General features: G+C 56.6%; 17 protein-coding genes, 1 other RNA gene and 1 pseudogene. 8 read left to right on the plus strand and 11 right to left on the minus strand.

All coding sequences use genetic code 11. The annotated features are described in order from the left end of the window. Positions 1-66 precede the first annotated feature (66 nt). From ACYZUD_RS27615 to ACYZUD_RS27625, 3 genes are all read right to left on the minus strand, one after another. Positions 67-1,341, minus strand: coding sequence for an NAD(P)/FAD-dependent oxidoreductase (locus ACYZUD_RS27615; RefSeq protein ID WP_462021041.1), 1,275 nt, complete (start codon positions 1,339-1,341; stop codon positions 67-69). Positions 1,342-1,395: 54 nt separating this feature from the next. Continuing rightward, positions 1,396-2,067, minus strand: a complete 672-nt coding sequence (locus tag ACYZUD_RS27620) for a haloacid dehalogenase type II (RefSeq protein WP_462021042.1) — start codon at positions 2,065-2,067, stop codon at positions 1,396-1,398. 341 nt (positions 2,068-2,408) lie between these two features. Then, on the minus strand, positions 2,409-3,881 hold the full coding sequence (locus ACYZUD_RS27625; RefSeq protein ID WP_462021043.1) for an aldehyde dehydrogenase family protein: 1,473 nt from the start codon (positions 3,879-3,881) through the stop codon (positions 2,409-2,411). Positions 3,882-4,142: 261 nt separating this feature from the next. Between ACYZUD_RS27625 and ACYZUD_RS27630 the strand changes: the two genes are divergently transcribed. The 4 genes from ACYZUD_RS27630 (at position 4,143) to ACYZUD_RS27645 (ending at position 7,780) form a co-directional block, all read left to right on the plus strand. Further along, entirely contained in the window at positions 4,143-5,006 is an 864-nt protein-coding gene (locus tag ACYZUD_RS27630; protein WP_462021044.1) for a GNAT family N-acetyltransferase, read from the plus strand. A 28-nt stretch (positions 5,007-5,034) separates the two neighbouring features. Continuing rightward, complete coding sequence (locus ACYZUD_RS27635; RefSeq protein WP_462021045.1) at positions 5,035-5,742, plus strand: cupin domain-containing protein; 708 nt, start codon at positions 5,035-5,037, stop codon at positions 5,740-5,742. A 926-nt stretch (positions 5,743-6,668) separates the two neighbouring features. Continuing rightward, positions 6,669-7,526 carry a hypothetical protein gene (locus tag ACYZUD_RS27640; RefSeq protein ID WP_462021046.1) on the plus strand — a complete coding sequence of 286 codons (858 nt, stop codon included), beginning with the start codon at positions 6,669-6,671 and terminating at the stop codon, positions 7,524-7,526. Beyond that, positions 7,508-7,780 (plus strand): hypothetical protein, encoded by a 273-nt coding sequence (locus tag ACYZUD_RS27645; protein WP_462021047.1) that lies wholly within the window; start codon positions 7,508-7,510, stop codon positions 7,778-7,780. Before ACYZUD_RS27640 ends, ACYZUD_RS27645 begins: the two co-directional genes overlap by 19 nt. 36 nt (positions 7,781-7,816) lie before the next feature. Here the strand turns inward: ACYZUD_RS27645 and ACYZUD_RS27650 are convergent, their stop codons facing one another. Together ACYZUD_RS27650 and ACYZUD_RS27655 are read right to left on the minus strand one after the other, a co-directional pair. After that, positions 7,817-8,110, minus strand: coding sequence for a hypothetical protein (locus ACYZUD_RS27650; RefSeq protein ID WP_462021048.1), 294 nt, complete (start codon positions 8,108-8,110; stop codon positions 7,817-7,819). Positions 8,111-8,203: 93 nt separating this feature from the next. Beyond that, positions 8,204-8,704: a DUF7014 domain-containing protein gene (locus ACYZUD_RS27655; protein WP_462021049.1), complete on the minus strand. Its 501-nt coding sequence runs from the start codon at positions 8,702-8,704 to the stop codon at positions 8,204-8,206. A gap of 1,093 nt (positions 8,705-9,797) precedes the next feature. Between ACYZUD_RS27655 and ACYZUD_RS27660 the strand changes: the two are divergent. The 3 genes and pseudogenes from ACYZUD_RS27660 (at position 9,798) to ACYZUD_RS27670 (ending at position 12,508) form a co-directional block, all read left to right on the plus strand. Then, a pseudogene (locus ACYZUD_RS27660) lies at positions 9,798-11,204 on the plus strand (YfjI family protein). Beyond that, positions 11,191-11,544 carry a hypothetical protein gene (locus ACYZUD_RS27665; protein ID WP_462021050.1) on the plus strand — a complete coding sequence of 118 codons (354 nt, stop codon included), beginning with the start codon at positions 11,191-11,193 and terminating at the stop codon, positions 11,542-11,544. Before ACYZUD_RS27660 ends, ACYZUD_RS27665 begins: the two are co-directional and overlap by 14 nt. Then, entirely contained in the window at positions 11,528-12,508 is a 981-nt protein-coding gene (locus tag ACYZUD_RS27670; protein WP_462025125.1) for an integrase domain-containing protein, read from the plus strand. Before ACYZUD_RS27665 ends, ACYZUD_RS27670 begins: the two co-directional genes overlap by 17 nt. Positions 12,509-12,641: 133 nt before the next feature. Here ACYZUD_RS27670 and ACYZUD_RS27675 read toward each other — a convergent pair whose 3' ends face one another. Together ACYZUD_RS27675 and ACYZUD_RS27680 are read right to left on the minus strand one after the other, a co-directional pair. Continuing rightward, positions 12,642-13,928, minus strand: coding sequence for a reverse transcriptase domain-containing protein (locus tag ACYZUD_RS27675; RefSeq protein WP_462021051.1), 1,287 nt, complete (start codon positions 13,926-13,928; stop codon positions 12,642-12,644). Beyond that, entirely contained in the window at positions 13,861-14,304 is a 444-nt protein-coding gene (locus ACYZUD_RS27680) for a reverse transcriptase N-terminal domain-containing protein (RefSeq protein ID WP_462021052.1), read from the minus strand. Before ACYZUD_RS27680 ends, ACYZUD_RS27675 begins: the two co-directional genes overlap by 68 nt. A gap of 568 nt (positions 14,305-14,872) precedes the next feature. Here ACYZUD_RS27680 and ACYZUD_RS27685 point away from each other — a divergent pair. Further along, positions 14,873-15,121 carry a hypothetical protein gene (locus ACYZUD_RS27685; RefSeq protein ID WP_462021053.1) on the plus strand — a complete coding sequence of 83 codons (249 nt, stop codon included), beginning with the start codon at positions 14,873-14,875 and terminating at the stop codon, positions 15,119-15,121. A 165-nt stretch (positions 15,122-15,286) separates the two neighbouring features. Here the strand turns inward: ACYZUD_RS27685 and ACYZUD_RS27690 are convergent, their stop codons facing one another. From ACYZUD_RS27690 to ACYZUD_RS27705, 4 genes are all read right to left on the minus strand, one after another. Then, complete coding sequence (locus ACYZUD_RS27690) at positions 15,287-16,543, minus strand: integrase domain-containing protein (protein ID WP_462021054.1); 1,257 nt, start codon at positions 16,541-16,543, stop codon at positions 15,287-15,289. 186 nt (positions 16,544-16,729) lie between these two features. Further along, positions 16,730-17,123, minus strand: a transfer-messenger RNA (tmRNA) gene (gene ssrA / locus ACYZUD_RS27695). A gap of 95 nt (positions 17,124-17,218) precedes the next feature. After that, the gene (locus ACYZUD_RS27700; RefSeq protein WP_462021055.1) at positions 17,219-17,497 is read right to left on the minus strand and encodes a hypothetical protein; all 279 of its coding nucleotides are present in this window, start codon (positions 17,495-17,497) and stop codon (positions 17,219-17,221) included. A 430-nt stretch (positions 17,498-17,927) separates the two neighbouring features. Beyond that, a complete protein-coding gene (locus ACYZUD_RS27705) occupies positions 17,928-18,200 on the minus strand; it encodes a hypothetical protein (protein ID WP_462021056.1) in 273 nt (90 codons plus the stop codon). Between the last annotated feature and the right edge of the window lie 97 nt (positions 18,201-18,297).

Genomic DNA, 18,297 nt, shown 5'->3' on the forward strand with positions numbered 1-18,297 from the left:
TCGATAATCATTGAAAGCCACCCCGTGGGCGAGGTGGCGTGAAAAGCAAAAAGGTGTTGCGGGCAGTTAATGAAGCAGGTCCTGCAGCCGGTACCAGGCACCTACCGCTGGGAGGAACCAGGGCTTGCCGAAGTGGCCGGGAATAGCGGGCCAGTCCAGGTCGCGCCAAGGGTTAAGTTGGCCCTGGCCGTCCATTACCTCGGCCATGACCTGGCCCATGTGCACGGACATCTGCACGCCGTGGCCGCTGTAACCCATGGAGTGGAAGATGTCGTCGTGTTCGCCAGCTCTGGGTAGGCGATCGGCGGTCATGTCGACCAGGCCGCCCCAGCAGTAGTCGATCTTGGCGTCGCGCAACTGCGGAAACATCTTTTCCAGGGCGGTTTGCAGGATCTTTCCGCTTTTCAGATCGCTGCGTCCATCCGACATGGCGAAACGCGCCCGCCCGCCAAACAGCAGGCGATTGTCCGGCGTTACGCGGAAGTAATTGCCGATGATCCGGCTCGTGACATAGGAGCGCTGGTGAGGGAATAGCTGGGCAACCTGCGCGGCTGTCAACGGCTCGGTGGCGATGATGAAGCTGCCCACTGGCACCATACGGCGACGATACCAATTGAGCGCACCTACCTGTGATGCACCGGACGCAAGGAGAACCTGCTTGGCCTGGATCACGCCACGCGAGGTTTCCACGCGATAGCCGGTGGCGTTGCGCCGCCAGGTGCTGACCGCAGCATTCTCAAAAATCAGTGCGCCATTGCGCGCAGCCACATGGGCAAGCCCGACGCCGAAACGCCCGACATGCATCTGAATGCCATTGCGCTGCAGCAGGCCGCCATGAAACTGGTCGGAACCGACCTCGCTTCGCACTTGCTGTCTGTCGAGTAGCTCGATGTCCGGGTCCACTTCGCGTTTAATCAACTCGTAGGACTTGGCCAGTCCGTCATAGTGCTGTGGTTTGGCCGCCAGCTTAAGCTTGCCATTGCGGGAGAAATCACAGGCAATACCCGTTGTCTCGATCAAGCGCTGCACCGTTCCGACCGCGGCCTCATAGGCCAGGTAGTACTTGCGCGCCTGTTCGGGACCAACCTTGTTCATCAATGCCGCATAATCCTGTGCGACCCCCGTATTGCATTGGCCTCCGTTGCGCCCGGATGCCTCACCGATAATACGGCTGGCCTCCAGCACGGCGACGCTTGCCCCTTTGGCGGAAAGCGCTTGCGCTGCGGATAGCCCGGTAAAGCCGCCGCCGACGATGGCGACATCGACCATGCCTTCGACCGGCCCGATCTGCGCCGTATCAAACGCAGGTGCCGTATCCAGCCAGTATGATTCGCTGTGCATGTTGCTCTCCACCCAAGGGCAATAGACCGTCATGGCCTACCGCAGATAGTTGTCTTACAGCCCGACCAGTGCTGGCAGGCCGCCGATATCGTCGATCTGCTGATAGCTGTACGACGGGTGAGCTGGTTGCTCATGGTTGCGGGCCACGAACGCCTTGTTCTTGATACCCATGTCGTGGGCCGAGAACAGGTCGTAGCGAAAGCTCGAAGACACGTGCAGGACGTCTTCCGGGCCGCAACCAAGGTTGTCCAGCATGAACTCGAAGGCGGCTAGGCGCGGCTTGTAGATCTGCGCTTGCTCGGCAGTGAAGACTTTGTGGAACGGTACGCCGAGCTTGTCGACGTTGGACATGATCTGTGAGTCGCTGGCGTTGGAGAAAATCACCAAGGGGATCTTGTCGGCAATCTTCGACAGGCCTGCGGTCACGTCCGGATGCGGCCCCCAGGTGGGAACGGCATCGTAGTACGCTTGGCCTTCCGCTTCCTTGAAGGCGATGCCCCAGCGTTTGCAGGTGCGCTCGAGGGCGTTCTTCAGAACCACATCGTAGGGCTGCCAGGCGCCCATGACTTCGTCCATGCGGTAGGCCGAGAAGTCCTTGACGAACTGGTCCATGCGATCAGCCGGAACGCGGTCGGCAAACATTTCACGGGTCATGGTGCCCATATGAAAGTTGGTGAGGGTGCCATAGCAGTCGAAGGTGATGTACTTGGGGCGAATAATGCTCATTGGGCGGTCCATGTGGGTCATTGAAGTCGTGCGGCGTCAACGATGCCGGGGTCGGATCTGCTCGGCGGATCCAGTCATTCAGCGAACTCATTACACCATCGATGCCTCAGCACATGACGTTTAAAGCGCGACCTTGAAGAAACAAAACGCTGTTTTGCGAGGGCGTCACAGCACAGATTGCGGAGTGCGCGTCTATGGGGCAAAGGCCCGGTTTCTGCGCCTTTTCCGCGCTGGAAATACATGTTTCCAGGAGGGCGGCCGCAACCGCGCGGAATATCTCGCTGGAACCTTTCATCAACGAAAACGGCGTCTGGAGGCGCCGTCGCAGACTGTGGTAGGCCTCAAAGTTCGAAGTCGATCAGCACTGACTTGAAGCGCATGTTGGCTTCGAATGCTTCGCGGCCGAGGTCCTTGCCGATGCCGGAGCGCTTGAATCCTCCGGTGGGCAGAATATTGTCGTTGCTTCGCCCATACCGGTTGACCCATACCGTGCCCACTTCCAAGCGACGTACCATTCGCAGCGCGCGGTTGATGTCGCGGGTATGCACCCCGGCGGCGAGTCCGTAGATCGAGTGATTGGCGAGTTGCAACGCTTCTTCCTCGTTATCGAAGGTTTGCACGGTCAGCACGGGGCCAAAGATCTCTTCAACCACGGCAGGATTATCCGCTGTGACGCCCATCAACAGCGTTGGCTGATAATAAGCACCGCCCAGGCCTTCTATCAGGGTGCCGCCGGTGATCACTTCGGCGCCGGCCTTGACACTGCGTTTCACGATACTGTCGATTCGCAGCGCCTGCTGCTGCGAAATGATCGGCGACAGTGTGGTCTCAGCGCGCCAGGTTGGCCCGGCCACCAGGTTGATGAAATACGCCTCCAATAGCTGCATGAAGGGTTCGAGGATCGTGCGCTCGATGATCAAGCGCGAGCCGGCTACACATACCTGCCCGCCGTTACCGGTAATCGCCATGGCCACAGTGCGCGCGGTACGTTCGATATCAGGAACGTCGGCGAACACGATCTGCGGGCTTTTACCGCCCAGCTCCAGTGTCACAGGCTTCGGGCCGGTGAGGGCACAGGTGGACATGATGCTGGAGCCGGTCGCGGTGGAGCCGGTGAAGGTAACCTTGCCGATGCCCGGATGGCGGCACAGGGCATCTCCTGTTTGCCTGCCGTCGCCCTGAATAACGTTGAACATGCCAGCGGGCAATCCCGCCTGCACGGCCAGTTCGGCGAGGCGCAGGCTGGAGTAGGGCGTCATCTCCGAGGGTTTAAGCACCACGGCATTGCCAGCCGCCAGAGCGGGCGCGACCTTCCAATGGCCCATGCTCAGGGGGAAGTTCCAGGGGGCGATCGCACCGACCACCCCGTAAGGTTCAGCAATCTGCATACCCAAGCGATCAGCCTGAGTAGCGGCGACCTGGCCGCCATGCTTGTCCGCGAGCTCGGCGAAGAAGCGAATCCCTTCAGCGACATAGGGAATGTCCCAGCCGCAGACATCGCGTACTGGCCGCGTCGAGCCCACCGCCTCCAGCGGCGCCAGGGTCGCCTGATCCGCTTCTACCAGGTCGGCCCAACGCCGCATTACCCGTGCACGCTCGCGCGGAGGCCGGCTTGCCCAATCGCTTTGCACGAACGCCATGCGTGCGTTTTCAACGGCTTCGTCAACCTTGGTGGCATCTGCGATCGGCAACTCGGCATAAGCCTGTCCGTCTGAAGGTCGCTGCACGGCCATCTCGGCTTTATCGTCGCGGTATTGTCCACCGATGAAGTGGGCGCAGCGCCCTTTGATCTGTTGTGGTTCGAAGCTGTCCATCAAGGCCTATCTCCCAGGCATGCCAAATCACGAATAGCCGTGTTTCCAGATCTTCTATGTTAGGAAAAAACGCCCAGCATTTGCTGCCAACCTTCCGTGATGCCAGAGCACTATCTTTGGTCTCGAAGCCCTGCACTTGAGGTTTGTGCCGAATTTATTGGCGGGTCTTGAAGTCTCAGGGGTGAAGGTGGGATATAGGTGCCCGATGGCGCGTTATCAGCGCGAATCCACTCCTCATCACACTCGCTAACGAGGCGCCCGATGAACGTTGAAACCACGGCAGGCGAATGCACCATAAGGCCCATGACCCTTGATGATCTGGGAGCCGCGCACGAGCTTTCGCTGAACTTGAAATGGCCCCATCGCCTGGACGATTGGGCAATGATGCTGCGCCTGAGTCGTGGCTTTGTCGCCGAAGAAAGCGGCCAGGTAATTGGTACCGCCTTCGCGTGCCCGCAGGGCGCGTATGCCTCGATTGGCCTGGTGATCGTCAGCGATCGACATCAAGGTCGAGGCCTTGGACGGCGTCTGATGGACAGCGTATTAGCCGCCGCCGAGCCGGCGATCCCGGTGTTGACCGCGACAGTAGCAGGCAAGCCTCTTTACGAAAAACTCGGCTTTGTCGTTTATTCCGCGATTCACCAGCACCAGGGCGTATCTGGCCCTGTGGTGCCGGTGGGGCGGCTTGCTCCTGGTGAAAAGTTGCGTGAATTGACCGGCGAAGATCAGTTCGAACTGATGGCCCTGACGTCAGCTGCCTGTGGGATGGACCGGACCTGGCCAATCAGAGAGGTATTCGCTGTCGCCCAGCAAGGGGCGGTGATCGAGCGTGATGGCCGCGCTTGCGCGTTCGCCGCCCTGCGGCCTTTTGGCCGTGGGCTCAGTATCGGCCCGGTGATCGCCGAGAGCGCCGAACAGGCCAAGCGGCTCATTTCGACCCTGTTGGCTTCGGTGCCGGATGCATTCGTGCGCTTGGATGTAACGGCCAGCTGCGGCTTGAGCGCCTGGCTCACCAGTCTGAATCTTGCGCAAGTCGATACCGTGCAGCAGATGGCGCGCGGAGAATCACCGGTGCCGGCGGCCGAAGCCCGACAGTTCGTGCTGGTGACACAGGCCATCGGTTAACCCCCTCAACCCCTCACAGGAAAACAATATGCAAGACTCATCCGTAATAGTGATTTGTCGTGCCAACGGCGAAAGCGCTTACCAGGATCTACCATTGGGGAGCATTGAGGGACCAGACCCGCTGACGGGTATGCGCCGCCTCGTTCACTACCAGGAAGGCAGCTACGTCGCCGGGCTCGCGGATTTGAACAGACACGTCACTGTAGCGAGTTACCCCTATTCCGAGCTATTGGTAGTACACCGCGGGCGGCTGACTTTGTATGACGGCGACGCATGCCTTGAATTGCGTGCGGGCGATAGCGTAGTCATCGGTAAAAACAGTAATATCCAGCTGATTCCTGACGCTACCGTGCGCTTTGCGTTCTTTGTCCTCCTGGCAGAAAAGGTTAATCAGGCAGGCATTCGCCGTATTGATCCCCTGCTCGTTCTTCAACCCTCCGCACCACCGGCGATTGAAGTGTTGACCGGCGACGTGCCGAATTGCCGAGCGAAGGGCATCTTCGAAGCTGCGCCTGCGGTCAAGATAGGCATCTGGGATTCGACGCCCTACAGCCGTGTTGTGCGGCCACACAAATGCCACGAATGGATGCATTTACTGGATGGAACCGTTGTGCTGGGCAACGGGACTGACGATCGCATCAGGGTAGAGAAGGGCGATACGGTATTAGTAGTCCAGGATGCACCGTCTCAATGGGGCAGCGAAGTTTATGTACGCAAGGTATACGCGGTCATCTGAGGCGGCTTGGAATGGGGGAAAGAACTTCAAAATTACCGTAATATTGCGGCCCACGCGGGTGATCAGAAAAATTAATCCGCAGGACGCCATTGATCTACTGGATTTTGTCACGGTGATTTGTGAGTACGTTTTTGTGCTTACAGAAAAATTTGAAAATTTCATGGCTCGTTCAATAAGTTAAATAACAACTTGTACACAGTTCGCAGCGGCAATATTAAAGTTTCGCGTGAGCGGTAGTCATATTTTTTATCAACGAGACACTGATTATCGAAATTGGGTTCCGAGACACGTAAAAAGTTAAATTATCGCGCTCCATGCGGTGACTGCTTCTGGCCCAAGCTGTGTGAAAACTCCCGCGAGTACTCGACTGATTAAAAATCGATCTGAAAAGCGCGTCCCTACGTAAATTTCAGGTTGGGCTAGCCGCACTTTTTTCAGAATTGACGTAGGAGCGCGCACGTCGATTTTTGATATGCATTTTTACGCACTCTGGACCGATTGCTGCCGTACACGACTGACCGCTTTAGACCGATTTTGTTGAAAAGTCGGTTTTCCCAATCTGCCGGAACATTGGCCGATGAAAACACCTTTTTAGCACGCTGCTATATAAAATCTCAGCCCGACGAACTTTGCGAAGATTCAGGATTTCAATCTCGGACGCGTACTTTCTGCCATGAACGCATAGGTATCTACACATCTCCCGATCTTGGTCTATAAAGGGACGGCATGGATATCAAATGACTGGGCTAGATGCCCGACTGACAAAACGATACGACGAGTTGGTTATGGGACACAGTAATGGACTACCGGCGTTGGCCGCCGGGATGAAGGCATTGCCGCGCAGCGACAAGGCTTTTGCACAGACGTAGGCACTTTGGCGATTATTGAGTAATGACCGGGTTAGGCCCGTTGATCTGGTCAAGCCATTGCTGGCGCTGGCCCATGAAGGGTGCCTAGAGGATTGCGATGACTACGCCCTGGTCATGCATGACTGGTCCCGGCTCAATTACATGCATCATCAAAGCAAGATTGATCGCCTGCAAATGACCCACCGTGGCGATATCGGCTACGAGCTGCAAAGCAGCCTGCTGGTCACCGACCGTGATGGCGTCTCGATTTGTACGCCCGCGCAAAACCTGGCCACTCGGGACGGTGTGCTCAGTACCCGCACCGAGCAAGTGCTGGCTCATGACAAGCATCTGCATGAACTGACGCAGCGTATTGCCTGGCTGGAGCAGCAGGGTTTTGGTAAGCCACTCTTCCACGTAGTGGATCGAGAGGCCGACTCGGTGGGGCATTTGAGGCAGTGGCAAGCCGGCGGCCATCTTTGGCTGGTACGGGTCAAAGCCAACTCTACGGCCCATTATGAAGGCCGACCCAGGTCCATGAGCGAGATCGGTAGTGGCTTGACGTTCAGCGCAGTGCGCACAGTCCAGCACAAGGGCAAGCCCGCCACGCAGTGGTTGTCTGAAACGGCGGTAGTACTGACCCGCACAGCCAAACCATCAGCCAAGAACCCGCAGGCGCGTCGAGCACTGCGTCAATCTGGGGAGCCTCTGCCGGCGAGGCTGATCATTAGCCAAATCAGGGACGCAGACGACCGTTTGTTGGCAGAGTGGTATTTACTTAGCAATCTTGAGGCGAGCGTGCGGGTGAACGGTTGGCGCTTTGGTATTACTGGCGCTGGCGTATCGAGTCCTACTTCAAACTGCTCAAAGAGGGCGCTCATCAGTTGGAAAGCTGGCAGCAGGAAATCGGTAACCCCGTGTTCAAACGGCTTCTGATTGCCAGCCAGGCGTGCGCGGTGAGCTGGCGTCTAATGCGGGCAGAGGGTGAGTTTGCCGAGCAGACCCGAAGCTTTTTGGTCCGTTTATCGGGTCGGCAGATGAAGCGTTCGCAGCCAGTGACCGCCTCTGCGCTGCTGGCCGGGCTGTACATGCTTTTAGCGATGTGCGAGACATTGGAGCAGTACAACCCGAAGGAACTGGCGGCTTTTGCGAAAGAATCCATCGGCTGGTTACCCAGCCGAAGACTTTAGAGATGTGTAGATACCTATGGCTATGAAAGCCAAGGCCTACTTTTTCAACACAATCGACCCTGAACGGACATTCGCCGTACCGTGCAGATGGTGTTTTAGGATGCTGGTGGTGCATCCCCCCTCCGGCGTACCATCAAGCCCTTGCCACACCTGGGTGATCTGGACATTAAGGCACGTGATGAGCGTGTACTGACAATGTTGCAACAACTGGACCTGCAGTAAGGACATGCCCTGGCCGCCCTTGCGCTCGCGGATGATCACTATGATTGGGATTTTCAGAAGACTAACATCCAGCAGCCACGAAGGAATTACAAGGATTAGAGCATCCATGACCAGCGTAAACCCACTATCAGGTGGTATTCTCAAAGGAGTTCCAAGGCAACGAAGCTATCATGCATTTAGCTACAATGCCGCCAGAGCCCTTTAACAAAAAATTGACGTACTAGTGTCCACTTGGGCATACCCAAAGCCTTTTTGGCCACAAATCACCTTAATCACGCTTTCATAGCTGCTATGGCACTTGGTGACGCAGTCACCGAATTTCCCATGCCTGTAGTCTTCCTGCGCGGCCATGAACTTGGCGTTGGAGTTCAGAAAGGCGGGCTTTAGCAACAACTGAAGCGCAGGCTCTACCGCTGTCTCATGGATCACTTCACTGTCCTTCGGTATAATCTTGGCCTGCTCGCGAAGCCTCATACCCTGGCGAGCGTACCCGTTGTCATCCTCTTCCCAATGCTCCCATACGGGTTTGATGATGAAGTACGGTAGGTCATAAACCCGCAAAAACTCGTTTAGTCGCTCGATCGCGATTTCCTGCCGGCCATTGAGGTACCGCCAGGGGATTCTCAGGAAGCGTTTGAGGCCGGGCTTCTGCTGCGCTTGCAGGAGACACTGATCATGCGGCGTGAAGCCGCCACCTCTCAATCAGCCAACTCTGATGCTTGAGGCTGTACTTGACGTTTGAGATTTGCTTTTCCCGCCAAACCCTCCGATCCAGCGATCTTTGATCGCACCGATCGGAGGGTTCACTCGCTTTTTCTCGAAGCCAGCTCATTCCGCCCTCCTATTTCAAATTTGATTAGCGTTCAACGCCGTTGTTTACATGCCATTAATTGCACCGCGATCTCTATCGAGCGCAGTGCCGTTTCATTGTCAGAGCAAATCTTTTCGTGGGGCCATGGATGGAGGAGTGGCGACAGTGGCGACAGTGGCGACAACCCATGCAGAACGGGGTCTGGAGCATGGCGACAAAAGTGGCGATAGTCGCCACTTTTTGCACGCTTTGGCCGTGACGCTTGACCGCCTTTTCGAGTGAGTATAAAAATTGGCGCACGGATCGCTGTCGTTGACAGCACCTGCCCAGGTAGCCAGAACCTTTAAGGCTACGCCACTTGCGTGGTGGTTCTTCCGAAGTGCGATTAGCGTCCGGTGGCTCGCACGGTCACTCCCCAAGAGTGATGGATGCCTACTCGACTGATCTGTCCATAGCGGCAGACGATGGGCCTACCTCGCTGCGTTGCAGCAACCTCACCTCTCGGCACATCTCGCTGCGCCAAACCGCGCCCGTCTCTTTCTTCTGGAAAGAGACGGGCGCTCGTATCACTGCTGCAAGCCACGTCTTACAAGGCATTGCCGCAACTCTCCTCGTGATAATCGGCGTGACAACTCCGATGTGTCGCCATCCGCAACGACACGGGCACCGGTGCCGCAGCCTATGGACAGGCTGCACCTGACTGACAGTCAGGCATGCGCCAGGTGTTCATGTCGTTGCCTTCTCCCGCTCAGGATCTCCAGGTGCCGATCTCGTCAGTCGGCACAGTCTCCACCCGCCCGCATCTTCGGATGCGTCTAAGGAGGCCAGATTCATGGGTTCATGCCCTCGCTCCCGGTCGTAAGGAGCTGTGCGTTCCGCGTCAGTGAACACCTCACAGGCCGCAGGGGCCTTGATCCCTGATAACACTCAACAGCCGTGGCGGGACTACGTGAGGACAACCAGCAATGAACGAGGAGAGGGCCCATGCAGCAGTTAGATCCGAAGCTTGAACTACCACGATCCCCTCGACCGTTAATCGAGTCGAATCCGGAGGCCGAACCTTATCCGGTGCAGGCGCTGGGTGGAATTCTTGGACCTGCGGTGGAGCGCATGGCCGAAGTGATTGGCGTGCCCCATGCACTGGCCGCTCAGTCGGTGTTGGCCGCCTCAGCGCTGGCCACTCAAGGTCATGCGGGCTTACACCTCGATGGGAGAAGTTATCCCCTGTCGTTGTACCTGATCACGGTGGCCGCGTCTGGTGATCGCAAGACGGCGGCAGATCGATGTGCATTACTGCCTGCACGACAATGGGAGCGTGAACAGGGGCAGCGCTACCGCGAACAGCTTGCTCGGCACCGTGTCGCGCAGCGGCAGGCGCAGCGTATTAATCCTGCAGATCCCGAATCCTCGAACGGAATGCAGCTCGAAGCGGAGCCCTCAGCCCCTAGGCTGATCACCACGGACCCGACTATCGAAGCCCTGATCAAGGGACTCTGTTATGACTTACCGAGCATGGGACTGTTCTGTGACGAGGGCGGACAATTCCTCGGTAGCAGCACCATGAGTCGGGATAACCGTTTGAAAGCGGTCACGACCTTGTCGTCACTCTGGGACGGCAGCCCGATTGATCGTGCTCGCTCCATGGTTGGTGAAAGCTTACGAGCCTATGATAGGCGCGTGAGCTTGCACCTGATGCTGCAACCGTATTTGGCCATGCAGTTACTCAGTGATCCGTTGCTACAGGGGTAAGGCATTCTCGGTCGCTGTCTGATGACCTGGCCCTCCAGCCTGGCAGGGCAACGTAGCTATCAGGCTGTCGACTTGTCCAAAGACGCCGCCCTAAAGCGCTATCACCATCGTCTCTCCGCCCTGTTTCATCAGCCTTGGTCACTGTCTACTGATGGTGCTTTGCAGCTATCACCGCTGGCACTCAGTCCGTTGGCGCGCCGCCGCTGGATTGATCTGCATGACGCCATCGAAGCCCAGTTGGGTGAGTTTGGCGAACTGGCCAGCGTACGGCCCAGCGGATCGAAGGCCGCCGACAACCTGCTGCGCGTCGCCGGCATCCTGGCAGTTGTGGAGGAGAGCAGCGTCGTGGAGGTCGACCATATCCAACGGGCTTCGGCCTTAGTTGGATACTACCTCACCGAGATCCAGCGTTTGACTGAGCAGGAGGCAGTGTGTCGAATTAAGGAGGAGGCTGACCGGCTGTTGCGCTGGCTGCAGGTCAAGGATTGGAAGCGCTTCAGTATTCGCGACCTGAACCGCAACGGTCCCCGCTTTGCCCGCAAGAGCAGCCGTCATGCAGCCAAGCTGCTGGTCGAGTTGCTTGATCATCAGTGGTTGATTACCGATGGCCACACCTTTGAGGTGCGCCATGTTCAATCTTGATGAAGCGCTACGCAACCATCTGGCTCAGCGCCAAAAGGAGCCAAAAACGCGATTTGTCGCCGCGAGTGTCGCCACTTTGTCGCCACGCTCAAAGCCAGGCAGGGCAAGGGTTGTCGCCAGTGTCGCCGCTGTCGCCACCCTCCGTAAAACTATGATCTCGACGACAGCCATCCTTCAGTGGTTGAAAGAGGAGGGCGCGCACCTTTACGTCATCGACAACACGCTGTGTTTTCGCCCGACGGATTGGGCTCAGTTCGCTATCGTGAGCGCGCACTGGCGAGCCCTCTTGCATGATCTCACGGCAGTCGATCAGGAGCAGAAAAATGGCTCGGGTCGGTAAGCGAGCGGGGCGTAATTTTGGTTTCGGTCGCCAGCTTAGCTATGCCGGACCGCAAGCCCTGAAAGATCTATTTGGCGATGGCCATTTTGCTACCGTCAAAGCACACAGCGATCGCTGGCAGGCCTTCGTAAATTGGTGTCGATCCGATGAAGGGCCGAGGATGAATGACGCGCGACAGATCGACCGTGACATCCTCATGCGGTACGCCACTTATGTGCGGGAGCAGGTTGATCAGGGTAACGTCGGCATCGCCACCGCGCAGAACCGACTGTCCACAGTGAACCGAACGATGGCTGCGCTGCGCGGTGATCAGTACGTCAAAATCCCCAGTCCGAGCAAGGCGCTGGGTTTGCAGCGCTCAAGCGTGCGCGGGGAGGCCCCGCAAGGCCAAGATCGTGCTCAGATCGAGTTGATCGCACGCGCACTGTCAGAGCGAGGTCAGCAGCGAGTGGCCGCAATTGTGCATCTGGCCCGGGAGACTGGTATGCGCCTGCGTGAAGCGATCTTGGCGGACCTGCCCCGACTGCAACGTGAGGCCGGGCAACTGGGCAAGATCAACATTCAGGACGGCACTAAAGGCGGTCGATCAGGCGCGTCAGCACCGCGTTGGATAGCGATCACTGATCAAGCCCGCGTTGCCCTAGATAGGGCCAGCGAGGCCTCACCCTCTGGCAGTCGGAATCTGTTAAAACCCGATGAAAGCTACAGAGACTTTATGCAATCAGTCGTGCGGCCGGCACGGGACCTCCTGCATGAGCAGGGATTGAAAGGCTTTCATGAGCTGCGGGCGGCTTACGCCTGTGAGCGTTATGAGCAACTGACTGGCTTGAATACACCCGTCAATGGCGGTCGTGTTCATCGAGAAGATCGAGAGCTTGATCAGCGTGCGCGACAGCAGATCAGCCACGAATTGGGACATAACCGAATCGATGTAGTGAGTGCCTACATCGGAGGTCGGCGATGACGGCCGAGTCCGATATGGCGTTATTTGTCGGGTAGTCAGACGCGGTTACCCGCGTCCAACCCCCTAAGAACCGTGCATGCGAGTTTCCCAGCACACGGCTCAAGCCTCTACAAAGGCACTGTTAAGTACCCGGTTATACCTCTTTAACATTGGCGTACTGCTGATCTCTGGGGCAACGCAGGTGATAGATCTCAAGATTGACTGCGGCGTCCGTTCCCCCGTCGGCCAACTTTACGATGTGGCGACTATGCCACGGCGTATCTTTGGTAACGGGCTTATGACAAACAGAACATAGACCGCCTTGCTGTCGCCAGACGCGATAAAGCTTCGCTCGTCCCTTCGTTGATTTGAGCATTTTCTTGTCCCATCGGAACTCGAAATACTCATCCCAATTGGGGTCATGCGGGTTGGCAGCAGACTTGATCTTGATGTGCCGCACTATCGGCGTGTCCGATTCCTTCAGTAAGGTGTATTCCCTTACCTTACCGTCTGCGGATTTTTCAACGGTGGTGAACACCCACCGGCGCGATCCTCGGACTTTGAAATACCTGTCCTTGACCCACCGTGTTCCTTTGCGCGGGTGTCGTCTCACCGCCCAGCGCCAGAGCATTATCCAGACCTCGCTATCCACCTGATTGAAGACTTTCTTGGCGACCACGTGGCTATGATAGTTCGCCCATCCCCGCAAAATCGGGTTGAGCAGCCCGATCAAATTGACCTGTTTGATCGCCTTGTTGGTCTTGATCACTTCCCGCAGCTTGGCGAGGTGAGCCCTGATGTTCGCTTTCGATGGCTTGATCAGGAGCTTGCCGTTGTACTTGCGCAAGTTCCATCCAAGGAAGTCGAACCCGTCCCCTATGTGCGTTACTTTGGTTTTTTCCGGAGAGAGGACAAGTCCACGCTCTGCCAGAAACTCAACCACGGCGGGCCTGACTTCATTCTCCAGCCACTCTTTCGAACAGCCAGTGATGATGAAGTCATCTGCATAACGCACCACGCGCATCTTTCGAGCTGTCCACTTTGCATTGGGAAACTTCTTCGCCAGCATCGCTTCCAAACCATCCAGCGTCATGTTGGCCAACACCGGAGAAATGATGCCTCCCTGCGGGGTTCCGGTGTGGCTAGGGAATAGCTCATTCTGGTAGACGTAACCGGCTTTGAGCCATTTCTGCAAAATCGCTTTATCCATGGGGATGTTGGCGATCAACCAGTCATGGCTGATATTGTCGAAACAGCCTTGAATGTCGCCCTCTAACACCCACTCCGCGTTTGCTTTTCGTGACAGCACACCAAAGCACTGTGCGGCGGCATCCGCAGTTGAGCGTTCCGGCCTGAACCCATAAGAGTTCGGGTCACCGGTAGTTTCCGCTATCGGTTCCAGAGCCAGCAAATGAAGCGCCTGCATGGCCCGGCATTTCATCGCGGGAATTCCGAGAGGTCTCGTCTTGCCGTTTTTCTTCGGAATAAGCACCGCTCCGAAGCGGAAGCGGCGAGTAGCCTCGCCGCTTCAATGACGCTATCGCACCGATCTTGGCCCCCGGTGTATTCCAAGTGACCTTGTCCACACCGGGGGTATTCTTGCCTTTGTTTTCAGAGACCCGTTTCACGGCTAAAGCTTTGCCGCTAAACGAGTGAGTCAGCAGCCATTGCAGGGCTTTCGCCTTGTTATGCCTGCCGTCTTGTAAAGCCTTCACAATACGCGCTTGCAGCCCTCTTACACGACGTTGAGCGTTGGCCCAGTTGATGCCGTCCCACGACGTGCCGGAAGGTGCACACGCCAATGCTGCTGCGTTCATTTGCTCTCCTTCCGTTGAAAGGGTTCTACCTACTCTCTTGTGAAGAGAGACCATGAGGACGTCTGCTCGCTTTCGCGTGAAGTGATGTTTCAACTTCTATCCAGCCCGTTACAGGATGGCGTTCGCTTTTTCCTCGTTCCTTCGCCCGCACCGCCATGGGCCATTCTTACAAATGGCTTTCCCTAGGGGAGCGATACGGGATTTCCACGTTCCGCTTACTGAAGTACGTCAGGTTAGGTGCCTGCTATCGACCGGGAGGCATGTGGGTCACGAACGCGCGTGCAGAAAAACGCTGTTCCCACCTCCATTACCATTTTGGTTCGAGCGTATAAGCCATTTCCGCTCGTTCAACTTAACGATCTTTACGCAGGTTCACATGTGTTCACCATACCGACTATCTAGCCCTTGTCCGGCCATGGCTGCCAGAAGGGTACGCCTCTCACGATTAGTACCCAGCACCTTGCGATGCCTCGTCACATTGTCGAAGGCGCTCTTGATTCAGCCTTCTAGATTCACCCGGTGACACGGGTGGTTCCCTCAAAGGGGAACAACTTCTGTAAGCGACTTCGTGTCGCACTTAAGCCCTGTTATTAAAGGTGCGCATGCAACGCGGCAGCGGCATATCAGACAGGCAGAAAGGATGCACGAGGCGATTTGTGAGCGCTGGGGTTGTGCGACCCCCTGGTCCTGGAAGGAAAAGCACACTAGATGGTTTTTAGAGCACTATCTGCGTGACTCAGCACCTGCGACCGTCTACTACTACGAATTAACAGCAGGGTTGATCCGCCGCAGAAACGCGAAATTCGTGGTTGCCTGATAGACCTTTTAAGCGTGAGCCCCTGAGTATGGGAATGCGGAGCCTTCCATACTCAGGGGCTTGGCCGAAGAAGCGCAGGCATGCGACAGATTTAGCGACAGTCGTCACTTCTGTCGCCCTGCTGCACGACACGGATTGTCGCCGGCGTCGCCAACCTTTGGATGCTCAGCGTATCGGCACGACGTTGCGGTCCCTGGTTTGATTGATGGCAGACGCCGACAGGCTGCCGGTCGCCGCCTTCTGGATGTACTCGCTCCACCACGCCATCATCGGGCGCCGGCGGTCGATGTAGTCCGCTCGGTTGTAAGCGCTCCGAACTTCGTCCTTATCGACATGCGCTAACGCGACCTCAACCAGCTCCGGGTCCCAGCCATGCTCATTCAGGATGGTGCTCGCCATCGAGCGCAAGCCGTGGCTGACGAGACGGTCCTGAAAGCCCATGCGTTTTAACGCCATGTTGGCGGTCTGGCTATTGGCATGGGTACTCGGGTTTCTATCTGACGGGAATACGTATTCTCTTTGGCCGCTGTGGGGCTTGAGCGTCTCCAGCAACGAAAGTGCCTGATCGGTAAGCGGGATTGTGTGCGGCCTGCGCTTTTTCATGCGTTCTGGCGGGATGGTCCAAAGACGCTTGTCGAAGTCGATATCTGCCCATCGAGTGGTCGCCGCCTCGGCTGGGCGGGTCATGGTGTGTAGCTGCCATTCGATCAGGCAGCGGGTCGTGCGCTTGATGCTGGCGTTCGCGATTTCCATCATGAGCTCGGGAAGCTCCTCAGGTGGTAGCGCAGCCATGTTCTCTTTCTTGGGTTTCTTGAACACCGCCCGAATTCCATTTAGGGGGTTCGCAAATATCAGCCCGGAGTTGACCCCGTAGGTCATGATCTCGTTGAGTCGTTGGCTCAATCGTTTCACGGTTTCGAGGCTCCCTTTGGCCTCGATTGGGCGAAGGATCTTGATAACCATCGGAGCAGTGATTTGAGAGAGCGGCGTTGTTTTCATGCTTGGGAAAACATGGAGCGTCAGCGATCTCCAAATGTCTTCGGCGTAGGCTTTGGTTACGGAGTCTTTCTTCAGCTCGAACCAGGCAGTGGCCACTTTCTCGAAAGTGTGTTCAGTCTCAGCAAGTTTGGCTTGCCTTACCTCATCACGCTGGGTTTTGGGATCAGTGCCCAAAGCGAGCAACTCACGCGCCTCTGCGGCTTTCTTCCGGGCGTTGGCTAGCGAGAGGTCGGGGTATGGACCAAGCGCCATGTTGATACGGCTTCTGGTCAACGGCTCGCGGTAATTGAAATTCCACATCATTGAGCCGCTGGCGCGTACTCGAAGCTGTAAGCCATCGCCGTCGCTGAGGACGAAGTCTTTACCAGTTGCCTTGACTGCCTTGAGCTGGCGATCGGAGAGGCGGGTTGCGTTAGTAGGCATGAGGGCTACCTCCAGCACCGTTTTGGTATCCTGAAAATAGCATTTGGCAGTCCGGGATACCACCTGGGATACCAAAGCGCCTGGAACTCAGAAACCCTGCAAAGCCCCCACAAGCGCTGAAACCCCTGTATTCACTGGATTTCAGGCACAAAAAAAGACGTCCGTGGACGTCTTTAGATGATGAAGTGGTGGAGCCGGGGGGATTTGAACCCCCGTCCGCCAGTACTCCGCTGTCGGTACTACATGCGTAGCCGTGTCTATTAAGTTAACCCTCAGCGACCCGACGGGCAGGGTGCTTTGGGCGAGTTGTGTAAGTTTTAGCCGCTTCGTCCACAACGTACTGCACGGCGATTCTGTTCTATATGACAATCACTTTGGGTTTACAGACATCCCCTGATGATTGCTGGACCCGAAGGTACCAGGAGGGAAGGGCTAAGGCTGCTTACGCAGCGAGAGCGTATTCCCCGTAGGTTTCGTCATTGGCAACTATAAGAAGTTGCAACAGTGGATTTACGAGTTCTGTTACCAACTCGGCATGCACCTAAAGTTTCGCAACCGGCGTCGAATCCTAAACGGCCCCGAGCCTGTTGCTCTGTGAATCCAAGTGAGCAACAAGCCTGTGCAGTGTACGCTAACGTGGCTCAGAAGGCCAACCCGAAGGTTGGCCACCACAGATTATGGGTTGGGTTCGTTGCGCTGTTTGTCAGCGAGTGCCGATGCCTGGGTGGCCTCGGTGATGCATTTTTTGTCGTCCCCGGAAGCTTGGGAAGCTTCGGCGCTGGACATCAGTCTTTTGATCTCCATTGCGGTGTTGCTGGCGCTCGCCGGCAGTGAACTCACCTTACTTTTGAGCTCTTGCAGCTTGCTCGTACAAAGGTTGTTGTCCGCGGCAAATACGGGAGAGGCCAACATTGCAGCAGAAATGAACAGACCAGCGAGCGCGGTACGTTTCATGGATATCTCCTTGAACTGATGGTCTCGGTGCTGCCGTATGAACGTGCGGCTCGGCCGAGGTCGGAAAATAAGCCACGATTGATGAGGCCTATTTAAAAGACTACGACGCTGCGCAGGAATTCGGTTTTTGCAAAAATAGCTATGGGGAAACTTTTTAATAGAAGCAATGGCAGTAAAAAGGGGCGAGATTACCCCTTTCGCTGTGGCCTCTTCGCGGCAAGTCAGATCGCCGCACCGCTCGCTCCTGCGGGCTTCGCTCCTTCCGCGGATTTGGGCAAGGTGTCGAGCTTTTTACTCAGTGACGCGGGCGGCTCACACATGACCAAAGCCAGATGCAGCAAAACCCGCACTTGGCGGGTTTTGGATTGCTTCATATTGGGTGGCGCCGGAGGGAGCAGAAGGCCAACCCGAAGGTTGGCATTGTGCCGGGTTACTTCCCACCTTTGTTCGCGTTCTTGATTTGCTGGATAGTTTGTTCGGTCTCCGCGATGCAATCATTAGTCCCTTCCTTGGTGCCTTTTGCCTGATCGGCTTGGGCTTTCTTGACGCTGTCCATTACCTGATCAGTCATCTCCGGAGGAGTTTGTGCCTTGGCATTTTCGATGGTTTTCAAGTTGACCGCACAGAGGTCTTCGGCGGCAAACGAGGTGGACGCCATCAGCGAGACAGTAACGAACAGACCTAACAGTACAGAACGTTTCATGTGTATCTCCTTGACCTGAGGGTCCAGGCATTCGCTGGCCATCAGGACGGGCTGCCGAGTTTGGGTAAGGCCCGGCAATGTCCGGGCTTAATCTGTG

It is taken from the genome of Pseudomonas sp. XS1P51, assembly GCF_054897845.1.